This is a genomic window from Lacibacter luteus (assembly GCF_004118265.1).
Taxonomy (GTDB): domain Bacteria; phylum Bacteroidota; class Bacteroidia; order Chitinophagales; family Chitinophagaceae; genus Lacibacter; species Lacibacter luteus.
In genome coordinates this window covers 737,375-757,647 of the sequence record NZ_SDHW01000002.1, presented here as the reverse complement: position 1 = coordinate 757,647, position 20,273 = coordinate 737,375, and the positions used below count along the sequence as shown (strand labels likewise).

Here is a 20,273-nt window from a genome sequence, read left to right as displayed (position 1 = left end):
GGTTCTCGCTGCAAAATAACAAAGAAAGCGATTATTGTTTCTGCTGCCGCAGTAAACGTTGCAGTGTTTTGTACTTTGTTTTCGTATACCTTGAATTAGTAAGGGCTATAATAAACCCTTCTCTGCCATCGAGCATGCCCAGTCTTAGTATATAATTATGGAAAAAATTAAAGATGGGCGAAAACAACACTTTATACGAAACGCCTTTTACGCCGTTTTTAAAATATTGCTCGCCGCTTTTTACAGCGTAACTGTTCATTTTTTCTGTGTACTGCTCTGTGCTTTGTACGGTTTTATGCAGCAATGCTCCTTTTAACTTTTTTACTTCGCAATCATCTTCACAAATCAGTTTTTCGTGCACTGCATCTTCGTTCCAGATTGCCTGGTTACGGTTAAACAGCCGGGTTGGATCATCGTGCCGCCATTGGCCAAAACGAATAAGCTTTTCTACAAAATAATTCTTACGGCGAATGGTGAACACCTGCTTTTCGTTCGACAGATCGAGTTGCAGTAAAGTATCGAGCAACTGTTTATCTACAATCTCATCTGCATCAATTTGTAATATCCAGTCGTAGTCGGCCTGTTCGTTCGCTATGTTTTTGGTAAGTCCGTGCCCACGCCATTTTTCTTCAATTACTTTGGCACCGTTCTTTTTAGCAATGGGTATGGTGGCATCGTTGCTGCCTGTATCGCACACAATAATACTGTCTGTTAACAGCTTTACACTTTGGAGTGTTGCTGCTAACAGGTGCGCTGCATTTTTGGTTATTATTACAACGGAGATGGGTTGCATTTCAGAAGTTCGTTTTTCTCAAGGTTGATCGTACAATTCCAATATAGGATAAAAAAACAATATAGAAATACACCAAACTGGTCATCAATTGTGCTTTCGTATAAAAAAACAAGATTCATGAACAATACAAAGGCAAGAGCCTGTTTATGATGTTTCCATTTTTCTAAGAATAAGGGCATAAACGCCACAGCAGTAAACAACAGTACAGCAAGTATACCTGCACCGCTTCCACTCATCATCCATTGGTTTAAGGGCAAAAACTGTTCGGTTATGGCAACTTCGGATGCGTGTGATGCATACCATACGCCTGCCTGTGTTTTTATATCCCCATAACCAACACCGCCAAGCCAGTTTTGTTTAAACAAATACCAGCCACTTTGTATACTTGTCCACCTGTTTGCATCGCTGAAGCGGCCTGCAAACTCCTGTGCATTCCAGTTCACCTGTTCGAACAAAACATAATGTACCCGCACACGAAATGTTGGAAGCAGTGCATACGACAGCAATGGCAGAAACAGTACCGCAGCCAATGCAACTGCTGCTGCTTTTTGTTTACCGCTTTTGTATAATTGAAGAATGAGCAATGGAAGCACCACAACATATAAACCCAACAAACCTGTTTTTGCTCCAAGTATATGCAGGTAAATCGTTAACCAAAGTACAGCAACTCTTATTGTTGTAATGAACAGCTTAGATGCTATTGCTTTCCATTCTTCAATCTTCAGCCAAAACAATAAAGCAATAACAATTCCCATGCTGAAGCGGATATGATCGTTTGCAGCAGGTGTTGGAATGGTTTGTGAAAACTGATAAGCGTTGTTGAAATACTGCAGCTCCGCTGCATATTGTACCGCACTCCAAACCGAGCCTCCAAACATCAACCCTATCCAAAACAGTTTAAACCAAAGCAATTGTTTCCGTTCAATTCCTTTTTGACTGATCAATGCAAACGGAAGCAACAACAACGGAAGCTTATCCTGCATAATGCTTACCCATTCCTGTTTATCACTACTCCATAAACCCGAAATAAAGGGCAGCAGAAACAAACAGCTGATGCCAATTGACAGTTTGTCGGAAATGAATTGTTGAAAGCGCTCTTTCAGGTTGCCTTGTATAAACGCATTTGTAATAAGTGAAATGGTGCCGATGCTGAGTAATAAACGGCTGCATAAAAAACCAACGGCCATTGTTACTATGGCACTACAAAAAAGAAACAGATATATGTTGGTTCGGCTAAACAGCATGCTTGTTTGCAAATAAACAAACTTTACATGGTTTAACTCCTGATCTTTCTAACTGTGTTATTGCTACCCATAAGCGTGCAGCTGCTTGCCAAACATCTATAGTATTCTACTTAGTTTGAATGCAAGCATTATTTCAATTAGGTTTGTAGCATGTGGACGGCTTTATTAAACGAATTACAGCAGGGAAACATGAAAAGTCTTGCCCGTAGTATTTCATTAATTGAAAATGAAGTGCCGGGTTATGAAGTTTTTTTGCAAAGTCTGCCTGTTACACATACGCCTGTTATTGGTATAACCGGACCGCCCGGCGCCGGTAAAAGCACACTGACCGATAGCCTTATTGGTTTATTAGTGAATAAAGGAAAAAAAGTGGCAGTGCTTTGTGTTGATCCTTCTTCACCTTTCAACTTAGGCGCATTGCTCGGCGATCGTATCCGCATGAGCAATTGGTACAATCATCCGAATGTGTTCATCCGTTCATTGGCAACACGTGGATCGCTTGGTGGGCTGCATCCGAAAATTTTAGAGATCACTGATACCTGCAAAGCAGCAGGTTTTGATTATGTAATTGTAGAAACGGTTGGTGTTGGACAAAGTGAAATCGAAATTGCAGGTTTGGCGGATGTTACAACTGTTGTATTAGTACCCGAAGCTGGTGATGAAGTACAAACAATGAAAGCAGGCTTAATGGAGATCGCTGATATTTTTGCAGTGAACAAAGCCGACCGGCCCGAAGCTGATCTGTTTGTACGCAATCTTCGCCTGATGTTAGCTCCTGCTTTTACTACACACGAACAGGAAATACATGTGGTGAAAACCATTGCGACCGAACAAAACGGTGCAGCCGAATTACTCGAAAAAATTGAACTGTTGTTACAGCATCAGCATTCCAACGAACGCAGAAGCTGGTTACTTGCCGAGAAAGCGTATTATTTAATTCAACAGCAACGTATGAAAGATGTGCAGAAGAAAGCAATGAAACTGCAGATTGAAGAAGAAATGAAGAAAAGCGATTTTAATTTGTATAAGTTCATACATAACTATCTTTTGTTGTGAACCACAAAGGCACTAAGACAGAAAGATTCACGAAGTAAAACGGAGAGCAATGCTCTCCGTTTCTGTTTTTCTTTGTACTACTTCGTGACTCTTTGTGTCTTTGTGGTTCAATCTTCTTCACAACCAATCGGCGCACCCGGTGGTATTTCTTTATGAATGGTTGGCTTGGCAGCAGAAGGATTTTTCATGCGCTCAACTACCAGTTGCAAATGACCGGCATAAGTTCCCGTTGCTGTTTTGCTTTGCAGTTCGATATACTTTTTCAAATCGTTCATTGCCTTTGTAAGTATACCACGAACTGCATACGAATTGTTTTCATCAACAGACGATGCCAACAAATACGTCAACAACACCTGTTCTGTTTGTTGTTGTATCAACGCTTCAATACCATTACGACGTGGAGCTTTAAATGTTTTATCGATCAGTACACGAAGCATTTCTTCTAATCCCAAACCGCCTTTCAATTCTAACTGCACCATACGACTCAACCGTTCGCTGTTGAATAAAAATGAAAAAGGAAGATCGGCTGCTGTTTCCGCAGGCGACAACTGATCGAATGATAAACCTGTACGTTTACGGAACAATTCTCTTGAGCTGTTGTAACCCGATGGTCGTGGTGGAATCAACGCAGCAATGCGATCGGGTATCTGCAATACTTTCGGATCAATACAATCAACAATTGCAACCAATGCAGCAAGCTGTTCTGCTTTGCTCATCTGTTTGGTAATGATCTGTCCATCGCCACGCAATGCATAAGAATAATACATACCACCTACCAACTTAACAGCTGCTTCAATCTGATAACGATGATAGAAGTACACCGGCACCAACGCATCTTCCAGCATAGCCATCGGCATACCCGGACGAATATTTTTCTCGCCAAATTCATTTAATGCCTTTGCCCTTACTTTCATTACTTCTTTCAACTCCTCGGTTGCACTTACACCATTATCCCACAAATGTGCCTGCGGATGCAAACCACCCGGTGCACGTGCATCCCGATCGGCGATGAATTGCAATCCACGTTTATTCGCATCAACTAAAATTGTATTCAATGCAGTTGCTTCATTTGTTCCTGCTGGAAAATCCTGGTACCCCCATGTAACTGCTACTTTATCCCAGTCACCGATCTTATCATCATACACATTCGAAAAATCCATCTCACCTTGTGCATTTAAATGAATGGTGGGATGCGGATAATCCATTACACTTGCACGGTTGCTTACACTGGCTGCATAGTTGTGCATCAATCCAATTGTATGACCAATTTCATGTGCCGATAGCTGGCGCAATCTTGCCAATGCTGCTTTCAACATTTGATCATTTGCAGGAATGCCTGTTTCATAAGGCGATAATAAACCGGAGAAGATGAGATAATCCTGTCGTACACGCAACGAACCAAGTGACACCTGTCCTTTAATAATTTCACCTGTACGTGGATCAACAACCGATGCACCATAACTCCAGCCACGTGTAGAACGATGCACCCAATTGATCATGTTGTAACGGATATCCATCGGGTCGGCACTATCAGGTAAGATGCGCACATCAAATGCATTGGTATAACCAGCTGCTTCAAAAGCCTGGTTCCACCATTTGCCACCTTCTAACAATGCAGAGCGAATTGGTTCCGGTGTTCCATTATCTAAATAATAAATGATGGGTTTTACAGCTTCGCTTTTTGCAGCAGATGGATCTTTTTTATTTAAGCGATGACGGATGATATAATATTTTTCGATGGGGTCACTAACAGGTGATGCATAGTCGTAAAACGAAATGGGAATGTAACTGCTGCGTGGATCAAACACTCTTGGTTTGTAATTATTATCCGGCAGTTGCACCAACGAATGATGAATACGCAACGTAATTGCTTCGGTTGAAGGTGTAACCGCCTGTACATAGTTGCCCACTTCACCATCGCTGTTTGCATAAGTAACGGTTACTTCCAGTTCGGAGTTAAGCGGAAAATTTTTTGTGCGTGGCAGATACATGGCGCTGCGTGTTTTATCCAGCACATAATTTCCCTGCCGCATCCGGCGGATGGTATTGCTCACCTTCATGGCATCACGCAACAAAAAGTCGGTTGCATCAACCAATACCTTGCCGTTGCTTTCTGCTTCAACAGTAAAACCCCAAACTGTTGTTTGTGCAAATGCCTGTTCAACGGCCCTGCGTTCGGCTGCACTGTTTGATAATGCACGGTAACTGTAGTTGGGTTGAATAAGCAACACTTTGCGACCGGTTTTCGAAAACTTCACTACACGATCCTCGCCCAGCAAACCACGATCGAGACCAATATCATTCGAACCTAATCCACCGGGTAACGATACCACATAAAGAAACTCCGTATCGAACTTGTCTATTTCCAGCCAGAGTTTATTACTGTTCTCATCCCAATAAAAAGGGAAATAACCTTCGTACTTTTTTAAACCGTTTGTCTTGTCTTCAATGGTTGGGAGTTTCTGTGCTGCTGCAAAAAAAGGTAACAGCAACAGCAATAAAATTGACTTTCTCATATGCGTTGGTTTGATGCATACAAGTTAAGCCCTGCATTTGATTGAGAAAAGAGAATGTGATTAGTGGCGCTGAAAACCCTGAGCGAAGTCGAGATATGAGGGGAATTGAAGTGTACCTGACCTGACAGGTTTGTGTACTTATAATAATTGCGCTTACTTCTGTAATCAACCCGATAAGCTTAACCTGTCAGGCTTCGCTAAAAGACTACTGCTGTTCTTCCTTCGGCTGATTTTTCCACCAACGCCAGCCAACAAATGCAATAATGAGTAAGGGAGCACTCATTAAATAAATAATTGCGCCATTCAATGCCTTTGCAGGTTTTTCACCCAGCTGTGATGCTGTTTTTGTACAAATAGCACATTGTGCTTCTGCATCAACGCCTGTAAACAAAAATAAGATCAATAATAAAGTAACCAGTCCGGCCCACTTTTTCATACACTGAATTTGAATTGCAAAGGTAAGGGAGGAAAAGAAAGAAGTTGCAAGGAATACCGTTACCGGCGATGCAGACTTTGTTCTTTCTGCTTCAGTAATTTCTTTTCGGCTGAGGAGTGTGTTAAGCCTTCCGCTTCTTTAAAATAGGCTTTGGCTTTTGTATGATCGCCGATTTGAGCATGATACTCGCCCAAAACTGCCGGCAGGAGATAATAATTTTTCAATGTTTCTTTTCCTTCGATCAGTTCAATAGCAACAATCGCTTCTTTCGGCCCATGTAATTCAGCAATCACTATTGCTCTGTTCAATGCAATGATGGGTGAAGGATAGAGTTGCTGCAATAAATTATAACAGCTGAGGATATTGTGCCAGTTGGTATGTGCATAGTCTCTTGCACGTGCGTGTTCATACGCAATGCCGGCTTCAAGATGATATTTACTGATGGTTTCGCCAGCGGCAGATTCTTCGAGGTGAAAAACACCCGTTTCGATCAATGCCCTGTTCCATTTGCTGCGGTCCTGTTGTTTCATCAATAATATATTTCCATCATCGTCCATCCGTGCATTGTTTCTTGATGCATTAAAACACATGAGCGCCATTAATGCATGACTGTTTGCATGCTCAACCGTTTTTGTTCTGCAGATCAATTCGCAAAGACGCATCGCTTCACGCATGAGATCGTTTCGTATCAGGTTTTCATGATGGGTTGAATTATATCCTTCGTTGAATAAAAGATAAACAGCCATCAATACATTGTTCAACCGACTATCCAGCACATCGGCAGCAGGCAATTCAAAATCGACCTGTTGTTCACGAAATGTTTGTCGTGCCCGGTATAATCTTTTTTCAATCGTATCGTAACTGCATACAAATGCTTTGGCAATTTCGGTGACACTAAAGCCACACAACGTTTTAAGCACAAGTGCAACCTGCGATTCAGGTGAGAGTGATGGATGACAACAAACAAACATCATCCGCAAACGATCATCGTCTACAAATTTTTCATTTAACTGTTCGTGAATAGTTGGTACCAGCGAATATTCCGACTGTAATAAATGCGTAAACGATCTTGCAAATTCTTCGCCCCGTTTCTGTTGACGAATTACATCCACTGCTTTGTTACGTGCAACAGTGTATAACCAACCTGATGGATTGGAAGGAACACCATTGATCTTCCAATGTTCAAATGCTTTCACCAATGTATCCTGCACAACATCTTCGGCAAGCTCCAGGTTATGTACACCAAAAAGTTTGGTTAACGCAGCAACCAGCTTTCCCCATTCATGGCGAAAGAGATGTTCAACTGTTTGTTCTATGGGAGATGTTTGTTGCAGAAGATTCTTTTCTGCAAGTTAAAAAAAGCTCCGCCAGTTTTAACGGAGCTTTTTTACATATTATGAAGGCATATCCATTTTCAATACCTGGCGCAATTGAATGCTACCACCAATTTCATAATCGGGATAATCTTCGCAAAGCGCTACGGCTTCATCATAGTTCTCAGCTTTAATCACAAAGTAGCCGCCAACAATTTCTTTCCCTTCGGTGTACGGACCATCTACCACATTTTTGCTGTTACCCTTAATGAGTTTACCACCCGGTAATAATGGCTCACCACTTACATATTTATCTGCTGCTGCAAGTTTATTTATCCAGGCAAGCCATTTGCCCATATTTTCCTGCATTTCGTCGGGCGATGAATTATTTGCCATTCCGCCATGAAAGATCAACATGAATTGTTCCATAAAATCTGTTTTAAAAGTGAATAATTTATTGATAGACGAATGGCTGCAACCAATCCGGACAACCAGCTAAACAATTTTTTTTTATCCTGCATTTTCCAACACCACAGCATAGCCCTGTCCTACACCAATACACATTGTACACAAAGCATACTTTCCGTTTACCTCCTGCAACTGTTTGGCAGCTGTAAGAATAAGCCGTGCACCACTCATACCCAAGGGATGGCCCAACGCAATAGCACCACCGTAACGGTTAAGACGTGCATCATCATCTGCTATGCCCCATTGGCGAATACAAGCCAGCGATTGTGCAGCAAATGCTTCGTTCAATTCAATAATAGAAAGATCATTCCAGGAAAGTCCGGCTTTCTGCAAGGCTTTGTTGGCTGCTTCAACCGGACCAATACCCATGATCCTTGGTTCAACACCTGTAACATGCGAACTGATGATCTTCGCCAATGGCTTTAATCCATATTGTTCAACTGCAGTATCACTTGCAAGCAACAATGCTGCTGCACCATCGTTCAATCCCGATGCATTGCCTGCAGTAACGGTTCCGTTTGTACGAAAAGCAGGTTTCAGTTTAGCCAATACTTCAAGTGTTGTAGATGATTTAATAAATTCATCTTTTGTTACAACAACTGCTTCGCCTTTTTTCTGCGGAATAGTTACACTGCAAATTTCTTTTGCCAGATTTCCGTTTGCAGTTGCTGCGGCAGCTTTCATTTGACTGTTGCAGGCAAAGCGATCCTGATCGTTCCGTGAAATATTGTAAAGATCAACCAGGTTTTCTGCTGTTTCGCCCATTGCATCAGTTCCGTACATGGCCTTCATTTTCGGATTAACGAAGCGCCAGCCAAAACTACTGTCGAACATTTCCTGTGCGCCATCAAATGCAGCCGATGCCTTGCTCATTACTAATGGGCTGCGGGTCATGTGTTCAACACCACCTGCAATCAACACATCCGCATCGCCAACCTGTATTGCACGTTTCGCCTGCACAACCGCACTCATACCCGATGCACATAAACGGTTAACCGTTTCGCCGGGTACAGTAACGGGCAAACCTGCCAGCAGCAAAGCCATCCTGGCAACATTACGGTTATCTTCTCCCGCCTGGTTTACACAACCAAGCAATACATCTTCAACAAGCGATGCAGGAAGCAATGCTTTATATTTTTCTGTTAAAGCAGCTAATGGTACAGCCGCCAGATCATCGGCACGTAAGCCCGAGAACATTCCTTTAAAACTACCAATCGGCGTTCGCACCCCATCTACGATAAAACATTGTTTCATGTGTAAAAACTTTAATAGCAAGCAATCGTTAAAAAAACGAATGTAAAGAAGATGAACGACACAACAGAACCCGGATATTATTACATAGATTTCTAAAAAGAAATGATGAAAGGAATAAATTCATCTGATCTATTTCGGAACTTTAAGAAAACCCTCTGTCATGCAACGCAAGAACTTTTTGCAATACATCGCAATTGGTACAGGCAGTTTACTTTCTGTTCCACTATTGGTACAAGCACAAACAACTCCCAATCAAAAACCCGATCCTTTACCTGCCGAAAAAGTAAAAGAGTTTGTTGGAGCAGGGCATAACAATCTCGATAAAGTAAAAACATTGCTGGCCGAATTTCCTACACTGGTTTACTGCACCTGGGATTGGGGCGGTGGCGATTTTGAAACAGGCTTAGAAGGGGCAGGGCACGTAGGCAATAAAGAAATTGCCAATTATTTAATTGAAAAAGGTGCACGTACCAATTTGTTTGTATTAACAATGTTGGGCAAAACACAATTGGTGAAAGCCTGGCTCGATGCCTATCCGCAATACCTGTTTGCAAGAGGACCGCATGGTTATACACTTCTGCACCATGCCAACCGTGGCGGTGAGCAGGCAAAAGAACTTGTTGATTATTTACAGCATAAAGGACTAAAAGAAACAAGAACCACATTATAAATTTTAAAACTTACAAAATGGATAATGCTATCAGTTGGTTTGAAATACCAACAACCGATATCGACAGAGCACAGAAATTTTATGAAGCTGTTTTTCAAATTCAAATGCAGGCTTTAGAATTCCAAGGGTTTAAAATGCGCATGTTTCCTATTGATGATCCAATGAAGGGTATTGGCGGAACTCTGGTGCAGGAAAGCTCCGGTTTTTACAAGCCGTCGTTAACCGATGGACCAATGATCTATCTTAATGGCAATCCTGATGTGCAGATCTTTCTCGATCGTGTAGAAGCAGCCGGCGGTAAAATACTTGTTCCAAAAACAGTTATATCTGATGAGTATGGCGATATGGCTGTAATTGCCGATACGGAAGGTAACCGTATTGCACTCCACAACATTCCCGAAAAATACAGACAATAACAGTATGAAGAAGATAAGTATTCTATTGCTTTTGTTTGTTGCAGTCAGCAGTTTCAGTAATGAAACAGGTTGGCATACTTCTGTAAAATCGTTTCACTGGTTGAAGGGTTCCTGGCAAATGCAAACAAGGCGTGGTGTTATAACCGAAAAATGGGCTGTTGCAAACGACAGTACACTTTCAGGCGAAAGCAGCATTACACGTGCCGATGGTACAATTATTCCGTTAGAAAAAATTGAACTGGCTTTCCGTAAGGGGCATTACTATTATATTCCTACTGTAAAAAATCAGAATGGAGAGCAGCCTGTTGAGTTTAAAATAACAACACACAGCGAAAAGGGGTTTGTTGCTGAAAATCCACAACACGATTTTCCAAAACGCATCAGTTATACATTGGTGAATGCAGATTCAATTCATGCAGTAATTGATGATGGATTGGAAACGCCGGTTAAAAAATCAAACTTTTATTATTCACGAAAAAAAGATTGATCATGTCTGCTTTCGATTGGAGTTGGTTTACCGTACGTATAAACATACAAGGTTCATCTGTTGAGCAGCTTTACCGTGCATGGGCAACAAGAGGCGGCATTGAGTTTTGGTTTTTACGTATGAGCGAATACAAAACTGTTGGTGGCGAATTAAGAGGCAGCGATGAACCTGTACAAAAAGGTGATGTTTACCGCTGGCGTTGGCATGGCTACAGCGATGAAGTAACTGAAACAGGCGAAATACTTGATTGTAACGGAAAGGATTTTTTTAAGTTCAAATTTGGCGATGCAGGTAATTGCAGCGTACGCATTTATCCCGAACAGGATGAATTGATGGTCGAGTTACTGCAAGACGAAATTCCAACCAATGAAAAAGCGAAAGAGATGTGGCATATCGGATGCAAAACCGGATGGACTTTCTATTTCGCCAATATGAAATCGCTATTTGAAGGCGGCATTGATTTGCGTAACCGCAACGAACAAATTCAAAACGTCATCAATTCTTAAATGCACATGGCTTACAACGAAAAACTGGCAGCGCAGGTGCGTGAACTTATTTCAGCTTCACAAAAAAATGTGGAAGAGAAAGCGATGTTTGGCGGGCTCTGTTTTATGGTGAATGATAAAATGTGCGTTGGTGTGGAGAAAGAACGTTTAATGGTACGACTCGACCCCGCTGTTTACGATGAAGCAATGGAAAAAGAAGGCTGCAGACCAATGGATTTTACAGGCAGAGTAATGAAAGGCTATGTATTTGTTGATGCAGATGCAGTTACTACCAAAAAGAAACTCAGTTACTGGATAGATCTTGCATTGGCTTTTAATAAAATTGCGAAAGCAAGCAAAAAGAAAGGCAGATCGTAGAAACGATCTGCCGTAATTAACCATAAGTAACTTGGTGCAATAAGGTTAGATAATCATCATCAAAAATCGAACAACACAACTTGTATGAACGATCAGAAATTTTTTTGTGTTTTATGACAGGGATAAAGCAAAAGGGCCTTTTTTATGAACCGTTAATTGTAAAAGATCTTTTTCAAGCAATGCCGAAATGCGGATACATGCATAATCGGTTTGCAAAAGCTCTTCCAGCAACAGTTTTTTTACGGCAGCAGCAACTTTCTTTTCGTCGGTTAACAGCTGCAAATCGGGCGAAACATCATTAATAAAAAAACTATGCCTTAAAACAGCTACAGGTAATAACGATGCTGCAACATGACCAATAACGGGCTTCAGATAAATCTGGGTTTTCATACTACAGTGTTTTAAAAATTTACCGTTGAGTTTTCTGGGTATGTTTTCGTGGTTCAATTAAAACTCAACCGGCTCTTTTGGTTAAATGTGGATTTTGGTTTACTAAGTTTAAAGTCAGCTGATTTTTCATTGGGTTCGGATCAAAAACGGGCCTTTTTAACAGGAAATCGGATTATTAAAGTTCCAGTGGGTACAGATTAAAATTGGTTTTCATTGGTATCGGTTTCAGAGAGTACAAAACATTTGCTTGAATGGCTTTTGGGTCGTTTGGTTTTTAAATAGAATTAGATTTCAGTTTTCGTTGCTTCATCATCAATGACAGGACAAAGTAACAACCGTAAAGAGCCGAAAAAAATAGAAGACATTGACATTAGATTGTACATTATTCTAATTTGATTTTGTAGTTGAAATTCGATAGCCAACGCAAAAACATTTAGTTTAACTTGTTACCGTTAACAGCAGTAAAGTAAAACCCTTATAATATGCAATCTAAGGCAACAACAGTAGACGAATACATAGCAGAATTACCCGAAGACAGGCGCAAAACTGTAAGTCAATTAAGAAAAATTATTAAGAAAAATCTGCCAAAAGGGTTTAAAGAAACCATGAACTATGGAATGATGGGTTATTGCGTTCCACATTCTATGTACCCGGCAGGTTATCATTGCAAGCCTGAAGACCCTTTACCCTTTTTGGGCCTTGCTTCGCAAAAAAACTCGATCAACCTTTATCATATGGGCATCTATGCCGACCCTCAATTATTAAAATGGTTCCAGGATGCACATGCGAAAGCTTCGTCTAAAAAATTAGATATGGGTAAGAGCTGTATACGCTACAAAAAGCCGGAGGACATACCTTACGAACTAATTGGTGAGCTGGTTTCGAAAATTACTCCCGCCGAATGGATCGCTACTTATGAAAAGAAATTTGTACGCAAATAAAAAAACCTCGTATGAAACAAGTATTGATTTTACTCGCCTGTATATTTTCCTTACAGGCCTTTGCACAAAACAACGCTGCAAAACCAAAGCAATGGCTGGGTATTCTTACACTCAACGAAAAATACAAGGATGCAAAAAACTGGACTAAGGAAGATGAAGCCATTACGGGTGACCATTTTCAACGACTCATTAAATTAAAAAATGAAGGAGTTGTTATTCTGGCCGGTCGCACACAACTGGATTTAAACGATCCCGGTATGATGGGTTTGGTGATCTTTTATGCCAAAGATGAAAAAGAAGCACAGCAGCTGATGCAGGATGATCCGGCAGTGAAAAATAAGATCATGCTGGTAAAAGTAGTGCCTTATGGAGTAGCGGTAAATAAATGCGATTAGCGAACTTGAACAGTCTTACGGCCTTTAAAAGTTTGAATATCGCACACAACAGTTTAAGTTGCCTGTAACAGATCAAAGACACACATGATCATTTTTTAAGAATCACATTCATCAACATAAACAAACAGAAATGAAAAAGCAATTAATTACACTGCTGACAATACTCTTTGTTCTTACAAACGCAAACGCACAACTCGCCGATTCCATTAAAGCCAGCTACATCAAAGACTGGGAACGGTCAAAAGCCTATACCAAAGAATATCTTGATGCAATGCCAAAAGATAAATACGATTTCAGAGCACAGGACAGCATCAGAACCTTTGCACAACAGATGCTGCATCTTTCGCAGGGCATCATTGGTTTTATTGCAAACGGTACAGGCGCACAACGCATTTCATTTGGTCAGAATATTGAACAACGGAAAGGCGCACAGTCAGCCGACTCAGTAATGTATTATGTAATGGCGAGTTATGATTACGCTATTGAAAACATCAAGAATATGGATGTAACTAAACTGCTGGAACCTGCCGGTCGTGGCAACTTTATGTTCTCTCGTTTGGTGTGGCTCAACAAAGCACTGGAACACCAGGCGCATCATCGTGGACAAACAACGATCTATATTCGTTTGGTTGGTATAAAACCGCCGAACGAAAGATTATTCTAACGGATTTCTGATTTTATAAATGGAAAAGTTGATCGTACACATGGTCAACTTTTTTATTTACCTTCCTTATCCATTTTCAAAACCAACTGTTATGAACGTTTCCAAACTCTTCAGCACCGGCTTGCTGATCGTTTCAGTATTTGCATTGCATGCACAAAAGAAAACAACAGCTCCTGCAAAAGAAGAACCGAAAGATATTCTCAACACAGGCTTATTGATCGGACTTCAGTTCCGCAGTGTTGGTCCGGCCATTACGTCGGGACGTATTGCAGATATTGCTGTGAATCCCAACAATACCAGTGAATATTATGTAGCATCAGCTGCAGGTGGTGTTTGGAAAACAAACAACGCTGGCATTACCTACACTCCCATTTTTGATGGAGAAGGTGCATTCTCCATTGGTTGTGTTGCTATCGATCCAACCAACACGAATGTTGTATGGGTGGGTAGTGGTGAAAATAATAATCAGCGTGTGGTTGGTTATGGCGATGGAGTATATAAAAGTGAAGATGGTGGCAAGAGCTGGAAGAATGCTGGGTTAAAAAATTCAGAACATATCGGTCGTATTGCCATTGATCCGAAGAACAGTGATGTAGTTTACGTTGCTGCATACGGTCCTGTTTGGAACAGCGGTGGTGAACGTGGTATTTATAAAACAACCGATGGTGGTAAAACATGGAAGCAGGTGTTGAATGTAAGTGAGCACACAGGCTTTAATGAAGTGATGGTTGATCCACGGCATCCAAACATTGTATATGCAGCGGCGCATCAACGTCAGCGGAAAGTGTTTACTTATATTGGTGGCGGGCCCGAATCTGCATTGTATAAAAGTACAGATGGCGGGGCTACATGGAATAAGATGATGAGTGGATTACCCGGCGGCGATATTGGTCGTATTGGTTTGAATTATTCACCAGTAAATCCTGATGTGTTGTATTGCGTGGTGGAAGCACCAGAAGGAAAAGGTGGCGTGTTTAAAAGTACCGATCGTGGGGCAAGCTGGGAAAAGCAAAGTGGTTATGCTACTTCAGGCAATTACTATCAGAAACTTTTTTGCGATCCGAAAGATGTCAACAAAATTTTTGTCATCAATGTTTATCTCGGTGTAAGTAACGATGGCGGTAAGAATTTTTCTATTCTTGGTGAAAAGAGTAAGCATATCGATAACCATGTGATCTGGATCAATCCAAACAATACCGATCATTATTTAGTTGGTTGCGATGGTGGTGTGTACGAAAGTTATGATGCAGGCAGCAACTGGGATTTTAAAGCCAATCTTCCTGTTACACAGTTTTACAAAGCAGCAACAGATAATGCGTTTCCATTCTATCATATTCATGGTGGTACGCAGGATAACTTCAGCTTGGGCGGACCATCACGTACGTTGAGTGCAAATGGTATTATGAATTCCGATTGGTATTTCACCAGTTTGGGTGATGGGTATGAATCGCAGATCGATCAAACAAATCCTGATATTGTTTTTTCGCAGGCGCAGTATGGTGCAGTTACACGTTACGACAGAAAGAGTGGTGAGTTTTTATTTATCCAGGCACAGGAACCAGAAGGTGAAGCATATCGTTGGAATTGGGATGCGCCATTGGTGATCTCGAAGTATGATAACAAACGACTTTATCATGGTGCTAATAAATTATTTCGTACTGATGATCGAGGTAATACATGGAAAGTGATCAGTCCTGATTTAACAAGACAGATTGATCGCAACAAATTACCGGTGATGGGTAAAGTGTGGAGTATGGATGCGGTGGCGAAGAATGGTTCAACAGATATTTATGGTAACATCACGACGATTGCTGAATCGAAATTCGATGAGAATACCATTTATGTTGGTACGGATGATGGATTGATACAGATAACAACTGATGGCGGTGCTAACTGGATGAAGATTGATAATATTGCCGGAGTGCCTGAACGTACTTATGTGAATCACATCATCACTTCGCAGCACGATAAGAATATAGCGTATGTAACATTCAATCATCATCGCTACGGCGATTTTCATCCGTATGTGTATAAAACAAGTGATGGCGGTAAAACATGGAAAGCCATCACGAATAATTTACCTGAGCGTGGTACATCTTATACCATTGCAGAAGATCATGTAAACAAAGATTTATTATTTGTTGGCACCGAGTTTGGTTTGTTTGTAAGTATTGATGGCGGTAACAAATGGATACAGATGAAAGGCAACCTGCCAACGATTGCTGTAAAAGATCTGGAGATACAGAAGAGAGAAAACGATTTGATCCTTGCAACATTCGGTCGTGGTTTTTATGTGCTGGATGATTATACTCCATTGCGTCATTTAAAACGTGCAGACCTCGAAAAAGAAGCAGTGATCTTCCCGGTGAAAGATGCATGGATGTTTATTGAATCGCAACCATTGGGTGTAAGAGGCAAAGGTTTCCAGGGCGAAAGTTTCTTTACCACACCAAATCCGAAAGTAGGTGCAGTGTTTACATATTATCTGAAAGAAGACATTAAGACCATTAAAGAAAAACGCAGAGCTGCAGAAGCAGAAAAAATAAAGAAAGGCGAAGCGCCGGTTTATCCATCACCTGATTCATTGCGATTGGAAGATGAACAACCTGCACCGCATTTGTTGTTTACTGTAACAGATGAAGGCGGCAATATTGTTCGTCGCATAAAAGTACCGGCGAAGAAGGGTTTGAAACGTATTGTATGGGATTTCCGCACTTCACCATTTGGCCCGATTGATTTTACACCGTTCGATGAATCGTTTGCCTTCAGTTCACCTGATCAGGGTTACTTCGCCTTACCCGGCACGTACAAAGTGTCGTTGAGTAAGTTTGAAGATGGTGTGTACACCGACTTATCGCCTGTGCAAACATTCAAAGCAATGGCGTTGAATGCAGCAACACTTCCAGCAACTGATAAAAAAGCATTAGATGATTTCTGTAAAAAGATTGCAGAGTTAAGTCGAGTAGTGGCTGCAACCGATCAATACCGTGGCGAGTTGGTAAACAAAGTACGTTACATGAAACAGGCTGTTATTGAAACGCCTAAGCAAACACTTGATCTTTCCACAGCATTGCAGAGTATTGAAAAACGCTTGAATGCAGTAAATCGTATATTAAATGGAGATGCATCGATGGCAAGAAGAGAGTTTGAAACATCACCATCTGTAAACGGACGTATCGGTTACATCACAGGTGCATTGTGGAATACCACTGCTGCACCTACACAAACACAACTCAACAATTACCAGATCGCTGCTAAACAATTCACTCCTGTTTACAACGAACTGAAAGCAATTGCTGAAGAAGTAAAACGTATTGAAAATATTCTGGAAAAGAATGGTGCGCCTTATACACCGGGACGTTTGCCTGAGTGGAGAGGTTTGTGATAAAAAATAGAGTCACAGATGACACGGATACTACTGATAGAATACAAAAGAGCCGCATTGAAAGCGGCTCTTAATATTTAGAGAATCTGCAAGAATGATTCACCAAAGCTCCCCAACAGAGCAGCGGGTATGGAAATTTTTATTTGCTTTAATAGCAGTTAATAATTTTATTGAATAATTATAATTAGGCTCACGGCGTATACAATCAATTTCCCAATCATTAATGTTTGTTTTTAAATGATCATATGGTCCGTATGTTTTTAAAAATCCTATCGAATCATTAAAGAACCAGTCATAGCACCCACCTTTGTATTCTGATTCATACTTATAAATCAAACACGAATCACAGTCTATACTATTTGTAACCTTGCCTTTATAAAGTAGAGGAACAACGGATATTTCAATTTCAAATTTCTTCAAATATTGGTTATAAGTGTTGTCGTAAATAATATAATAAGAGCTATCTGAATGATTGAAGTTTAATCTAAACGAAATAGTGTCGTAGATACTTAATGTTATAGATTCAAATTTTAATAGCTCATAATAAAAAAAGTTGTCGCCTTTCTTATTCATTTTGTACTTAGCTGCTTCAGCTGTGTTAAAGCCCCATATTTTGTCTTTATTATAGATGCCAGTATTTACATAGCCGTTTGAGTCAACATAATTAATGTAATTCGATTCAATAATGTCCGAGCTGTTTATTTTGTTTCTCTGCATAATAAAACAAGATTGAACAGAGATGATGAAAAATAACAAATATCCAATCTTACGTTGCTTCATATCGTTTCTTTGTAATAGTTAAATCAGTACAAATCCTTCCAATCCGTGTCATCAGTGACTCTATCCCTCTATCTTCTTCACATCAATATCCCCTGCACAGGTTCAATACGTGGCGGTAATTCTTTTTCGCCCAGCATTTCACGTAGTTCAATTTCAAGATTGCGGCAGATGGCCGTCATCGGTATATCATTCACGCCATTATCAAATGGGTTTTCACTTGCATCACCGATCTGTTCCATTACTGCAAACACCCATGCAATGAGCATGGTAAACGGGATCACCAGCCAGTTAATGTTGGAATTGAGTTTTGCCAGCTCACCAATAATTGAAAACGGAAGCAGGAAAATAAAAATGAATACAAACGCTGTACTGAAACTTGCATACTGCCGTGGAAATGGAAAACTCTTGATGCGTTCCGATGCACCTTGCTGATTATAAAACTCAAGCACCAGCTTGCCCATATCACTGTGCTCAAGTTCATCAAGCCATCCTTTATTTTTGATTTCTATCAGTTCTTCATTCTGCCGCTTCATAATAGCCGATGCGATGTTTGCTTTTCCTTCAAACAATTTTCTGTCTTCCTCACTTAAAAATTTATGCATCACTTCTTCCGCCTGTGGTTCAAACTTATTTTCACCAAAGATATCTTTCACCACCTGCAGCTTTGGTGAACGTACATACCACGATTCTTTAAACACTGGATTGCGGCGCAATTGCAAACGCAGCATGTTGAGCCATGCAAGATGGCGGTACAGCAATTCTTTTTTTGCAGCATATGCTTCAGCCGATCCTTTGTCTCTTGATGCAACCACATCCATCACCATTGCACCCCACATGCGTGTTGCATTGGTAATACTGCCCCATACTCTTCTTGCCTCCCATAAACGATCATACGCCGAGTTGTTTTTAAAGCCCACATAAAAAGCAACGGCCGTACCAATGGTTGCCACCGGCAAAAAAGGAATAGCGATTGATTTGATGTCTAAAATATCATGAAGAAAAAATACAAGTCCGCTGATAGCAATACAAACAGCCTGCAAACGCCAGGCAAACTGAATGATCATTTTCGGATTGATGATGCGGGTGGTGAGCATGCTGATTATTTTTCTAAAAATATAAAAAAAGCCCCTTGCAAAACAAGGGGCTGTAAAAGGCTAATGGCCGATTATTTTTTTACACGTTTGAGTGTTCCTTTCATAACTTTTTTTCTTATCGAACTTTGGAATCTTTAACGGTAGAAGAATTCGTTTGTGTACTACTTCAGGTGGAGTTGTTTCTATGGAAATCAGTCCATGCCTGCAAACAGGCGTTCCGCATCTGCTTTTTTAAACAACTGTGTGCCTTCGTTCATAGTGGCAGCGCTGCCACAGGACACACCAAAACTGATGACTTCTTTTAATGAACGTTGCTGTTGTAACATATACGTCATGCCCGCCACCATACTATCGCCTGCACCAACAGTGCTTCGCTTCTCAACCTTTGGTGCAGCTGCAAAATAACGTTCCTCTTGACTTACCAACCATGCACCATCAGGACCCATACTTACGGCAATCAATTCTGCAAAACCATCACGTATTGCTTGTTGAGCTGCATCAGGCACTTCATTCTTATCAAGCCACTCTACATTCAGCATTTTACACAGCTCGCCAATATTTGGTTTAATGAGGTAAGCGCCTTTGCCTTGTAATGCCTGTAATGCTGGACCACTTGTATCAACAATACATTTTGCACCAACAGCTTTTGCATTTTTTACGATCAATCCATAAAAATGATCGGGCAAGCCGGGAGGTAAACTTCCGCTTGCAATCACATACTCGGGTGTGAAGTTGCGTATCTGATCAATCAATGTTTTAATTGTTTCTTCCTGCACTTCTCTGCCGGGAAATGTAAAACGGTATTGATTAACGGTTGATGTTTCAAGAATGATCCAATTCTCTCTTGTTTCTACTTTTGTATCTACAGCATGAAACTCCAATTCTTCTTCACGCAACAAGGAACATAACATATCACCATTATGTCCGCCTGCAGGAAACAATGCCACTGAAGATGTTTCCAATCGCTTCAATGCTTTACTTACATTAATGCCACCACCACCGGGCTCATTCACCACTTCGGTGCAACGGAGTTTGCTTTCAGGTTTCAATTGTTCAGCCTGCGAACTTTTATCAATGCAGGGATTAAGGGTTACTGTAAGTATCATGT

21 protein-coding genes are annotated in these 20,273 nt (G+C 40.8%); 10 read left to right on the top strand and 11 right to left on the bottom strand.

Annotated elements, in window-relative coordinates; translation table 11 throughout:
- Window positions 1–31 precede the first annotated feature (31 nt).
- Both ESA94_RS11015 and ESA94_RS11010 read right to left on the bottom strand, forming a co-directional pair.
- Entirely contained in the window at window positions 32–793 is a 762-nt protein-coding gene (locus tag ESA94_RS11015; protein WP_129130938.1) for a glycosyltransferase family 2 protein, read from the bottom strand.
- Complete coding sequence (locus ESA94_RS11010; RefSeq protein ID WP_129130937.1) at window positions 772–1,980, bottom strand: hypothetical protein; 1,209 nt, start codon at window positions 1,978–1,980, stop codon at window positions 772–774. Before ESA94_RS11010 ends, ESA94_RS11015 begins: the two co-directional genes overlap by 22 nt.
- A gap of 207 nt (window positions 1,981–2,187) precedes the next feature.
- Between ESA94_RS11010 and meaB the strand changes: the two genes are divergently transcribed.
- Window positions 2,188–3,093 carry a methylmalonyl Co-A mutase-associated GTPase MeaB gene (gene meaB / locus ESA94_RS11005; protein WP_129130936.1) on the top strand — a complete coding sequence of 302 codons (906 nt, stop codon included), beginning with the start codon at window positions 2,188–2,190 and terminating at the stop codon, window positions 3,091–3,093.
- Window positions 3,094–3,200: 107 nt separating this feature from the next.
- Here the strand turns inward: meaB and ESA94_RS11000 are convergent, their stop codons facing one another.
- The 5 genes from ESA94_RS11000 to pcaF all read right to left on the bottom strand — a co-directional run bounded on the left by ESA94_RS11000 (window position 3,201) and on the right by pcaF (window position 9,080).
- The gene (locus tag ESA94_RS11000; protein ID WP_129130935.1) at window positions 3,201–5,609 is read right to left on the bottom strand and encodes a zinc-dependent metalloprotease; all 2,409 of its coding nucleotides are present in this window, start codon (window positions 5,607–5,609) and stop codon (window positions 3,201–3,203) included.
- A gap of 205 nt (window positions 5,610–5,814) precedes the next feature.
- Window positions 5,815–6,045, bottom strand: coding sequence for a hypothetical protein (locus tag ESA94_RS10995; RefSeq protein ID WP_129130934.1), 231 nt, complete (start codon window positions 6,043–6,045; stop codon window positions 5,815–5,817).
- A 59-nt stretch (window positions 6,046–6,104) separates the two neighbouring features.
- Window positions 6,105–7,361, bottom strand: coding sequence for an RNA polymerase sigma factor (locus ESA94_RS10990; RefSeq protein ID WP_262708030.1), 1,257 nt, complete (start codon window positions 7,359–7,361; stop codon window positions 6,105–6,107).
- 78 nt (window positions 7,362–7,439) lie between these two features.
- Window positions 7,440–7,787 carry a YciI family protein gene (locus tag ESA94_RS10985; protein WP_129130932.1) on the bottom strand — a complete coding sequence of 116 codons (348 nt, stop codon included), beginning with the start codon at window positions 7,785–7,787 and terminating at the stop codon, window positions 7,440–7,442.
- A gap of 81 nt (window positions 7,788–7,868) precedes the next feature.
- On the bottom strand, window positions 7,869–9,080 hold the full coding sequence (pcaF, locus tag ESA94_RS10980; RefSeq protein WP_129130931.1) for a 3-oxoadipyl-CoA thiolase: 1,212 nt from the start codon (window positions 9,078–9,080) through the stop codon (window positions 7,869–7,871).
- Between the two features lie 160 nt (window positions 9,081–9,240).
- Here pcaF and ESA94_RS10975 point away from each other — a divergent pair, with 160 nt between their 5' ends.
- From ESA94_RS10975 to ESA94_RS10955, 5 genes are read left to right on the top strand one after another with little or no spacing between them, the layout of a single operon-like run.
- Complete coding sequence (locus ESA94_RS10975; protein WP_205755955.1) at window positions 9,241–9,750, top strand: hypothetical protein; 510 nt, start codon at window positions 9,241–9,243, stop codon at window positions 9,748–9,750.
- 17 nt (window positions 9,751–9,767) lie between these two features.
- Complete coding sequence (locus ESA94_RS10970) at window positions 9,768–10,166, top strand: VOC family protein (protein WP_129130930.1); 399 nt, start codon at window positions 9,768–9,770, stop codon at window positions 10,164–10,166.
- 4 nt (window positions 10,167–10,170) lie between these two features.
- Complete coding sequence (locus ESA94_RS10965; RefSeq protein ID WP_129130929.1) at window positions 10,171–10,653, top strand: DUF6265 family protein; 483 nt, start codon at window positions 10,171–10,173, stop codon at window positions 10,651–10,653.
- A gap of 2 nt (window positions 10,654–10,655) precedes the next feature.
- Complete coding sequence (locus ESA94_RS10960) at window positions 10,656–11,159, top strand: SRPBCC family protein (RefSeq protein WP_129130928.1); 504 nt, start codon at window positions 10,656–10,658, stop codon at window positions 11,157–11,159.
- Window positions 11,160–11,165: 6 nt separating this feature from the next.
- Window positions 11,166–11,516 carry a TfoX/Sxy family protein gene (locus ESA94_RS10955; protein ID WP_129130927.1) on the top strand — a complete coding sequence of 117 codons (351 nt, stop codon included), beginning with the start codon at window positions 11,166–11,168 and terminating at the stop codon, window positions 11,514–11,516.
- Window positions 11,517–11,627: 111 nt separating this feature from the next.
- Here the strand turns inward: ESA94_RS10955 and ESA94_RS10950 are convergent, their stop codons facing one another.
- Window positions 11,628–11,906 carry a hypothetical protein gene (locus tag ESA94_RS10950; protein WP_129130926.1) on the bottom strand — a complete coding sequence of 93 codons (279 nt, stop codon included), beginning with the start codon at window positions 11,904–11,906 and terminating at the stop codon, window positions 11,628–11,630.
- A gap of 482 nt (window positions 11,907–12,388) precedes the next feature.
- Between ESA94_RS10950 and ESA94_RS10945 the strand changes: the two genes are divergently transcribed.
- The 4 genes from ESA94_RS10945 (at window position 12,389) to ESA94_RS10930 (ending at window position 17,291) form a co-directional block, all read left to right on the top strand.
- Complete coding sequence (locus ESA94_RS10945; RefSeq protein ID WP_129130925.1) at window positions 12,389–12,847, top strand: DUF1801 domain-containing protein; 459 nt, start codon at window positions 12,389–12,391, stop codon at window positions 12,845–12,847.
- Between the two features lie 11 nt (window positions 12,848–12,858).
- Complete coding sequence (locus tag ESA94_RS10940) at window positions 12,859–13,242, top strand: YciI family protein (RefSeq protein ID WP_129130924.1); 384 nt, start codon at window positions 12,859–12,861, stop codon at window positions 13,240–13,242.
- A gap of 130 nt (window positions 13,243–13,372) precedes the next feature.
- Entirely contained in the window at window positions 13,373–13,906 is a 534-nt protein-coding gene (locus ESA94_RS10935; RefSeq protein WP_129130923.1) for a DinB family protein, read from the top strand.
- Window positions 13,907–13,997: 91 nt separating this feature from the next.
- The gene (locus ESA94_RS10930; RefSeq protein WP_129130922.1) at window positions 13,998–17,291 is read left to right on the top strand and encodes a VPS10 domain-containing protein; all 3,294 of its coding nucleotides are present in this window, start codon (window positions 13,998–14,000) and stop codon (window positions 17,289–17,291) included.
- Between the two features lie 99 nt (window positions 17,292–17,390).
- Here ESA94_RS10930 and ESA94_RS10925 read toward each other — a convergent pair whose 3' ends face one another.
- The 3 genes from ESA94_RS10925 to ESA94_RS10915 all read right to left on the bottom strand — a co-directional run bounded on the left by ESA94_RS10925 (window position 17,391) and on the right by ESA94_RS10915 (window position 20,271).
- Window positions 17,391–18,071 carry a hypothetical protein gene (locus ESA94_RS10925; protein ID WP_129130921.1) on the bottom strand — a complete coding sequence of 227 codons (681 nt, stop codon included), beginning with the start codon at window positions 18,069–18,071 and terminating at the stop codon, window positions 17,391–17,393.
- A gap of 77 nt (window positions 18,072–18,148) precedes the next feature.
- Window positions 18,149–19,165, bottom strand: coding sequence for a bestrophin family protein (locus tag ESA94_RS10920; protein WP_129130920.1), 1,017 nt, complete (start codon window positions 19,163–19,165; stop codon window positions 18,149–18,151).
- Between the two features lie 191 nt (window positions 19,166–19,356).
- Window positions 19,357–20,271 carry a 1-phosphofructokinase family hexose kinase gene (locus ESA94_RS10915; RefSeq protein WP_129130919.1) on the bottom strand — a complete coding sequence of 305 codons (915 nt, stop codon included), beginning with the start codon at window positions 20,269–20,271 and terminating at the stop codon, window positions 19,357–19,359.
- Window positions 20,272–20,273 lie beyond the last annotated feature (2 nt).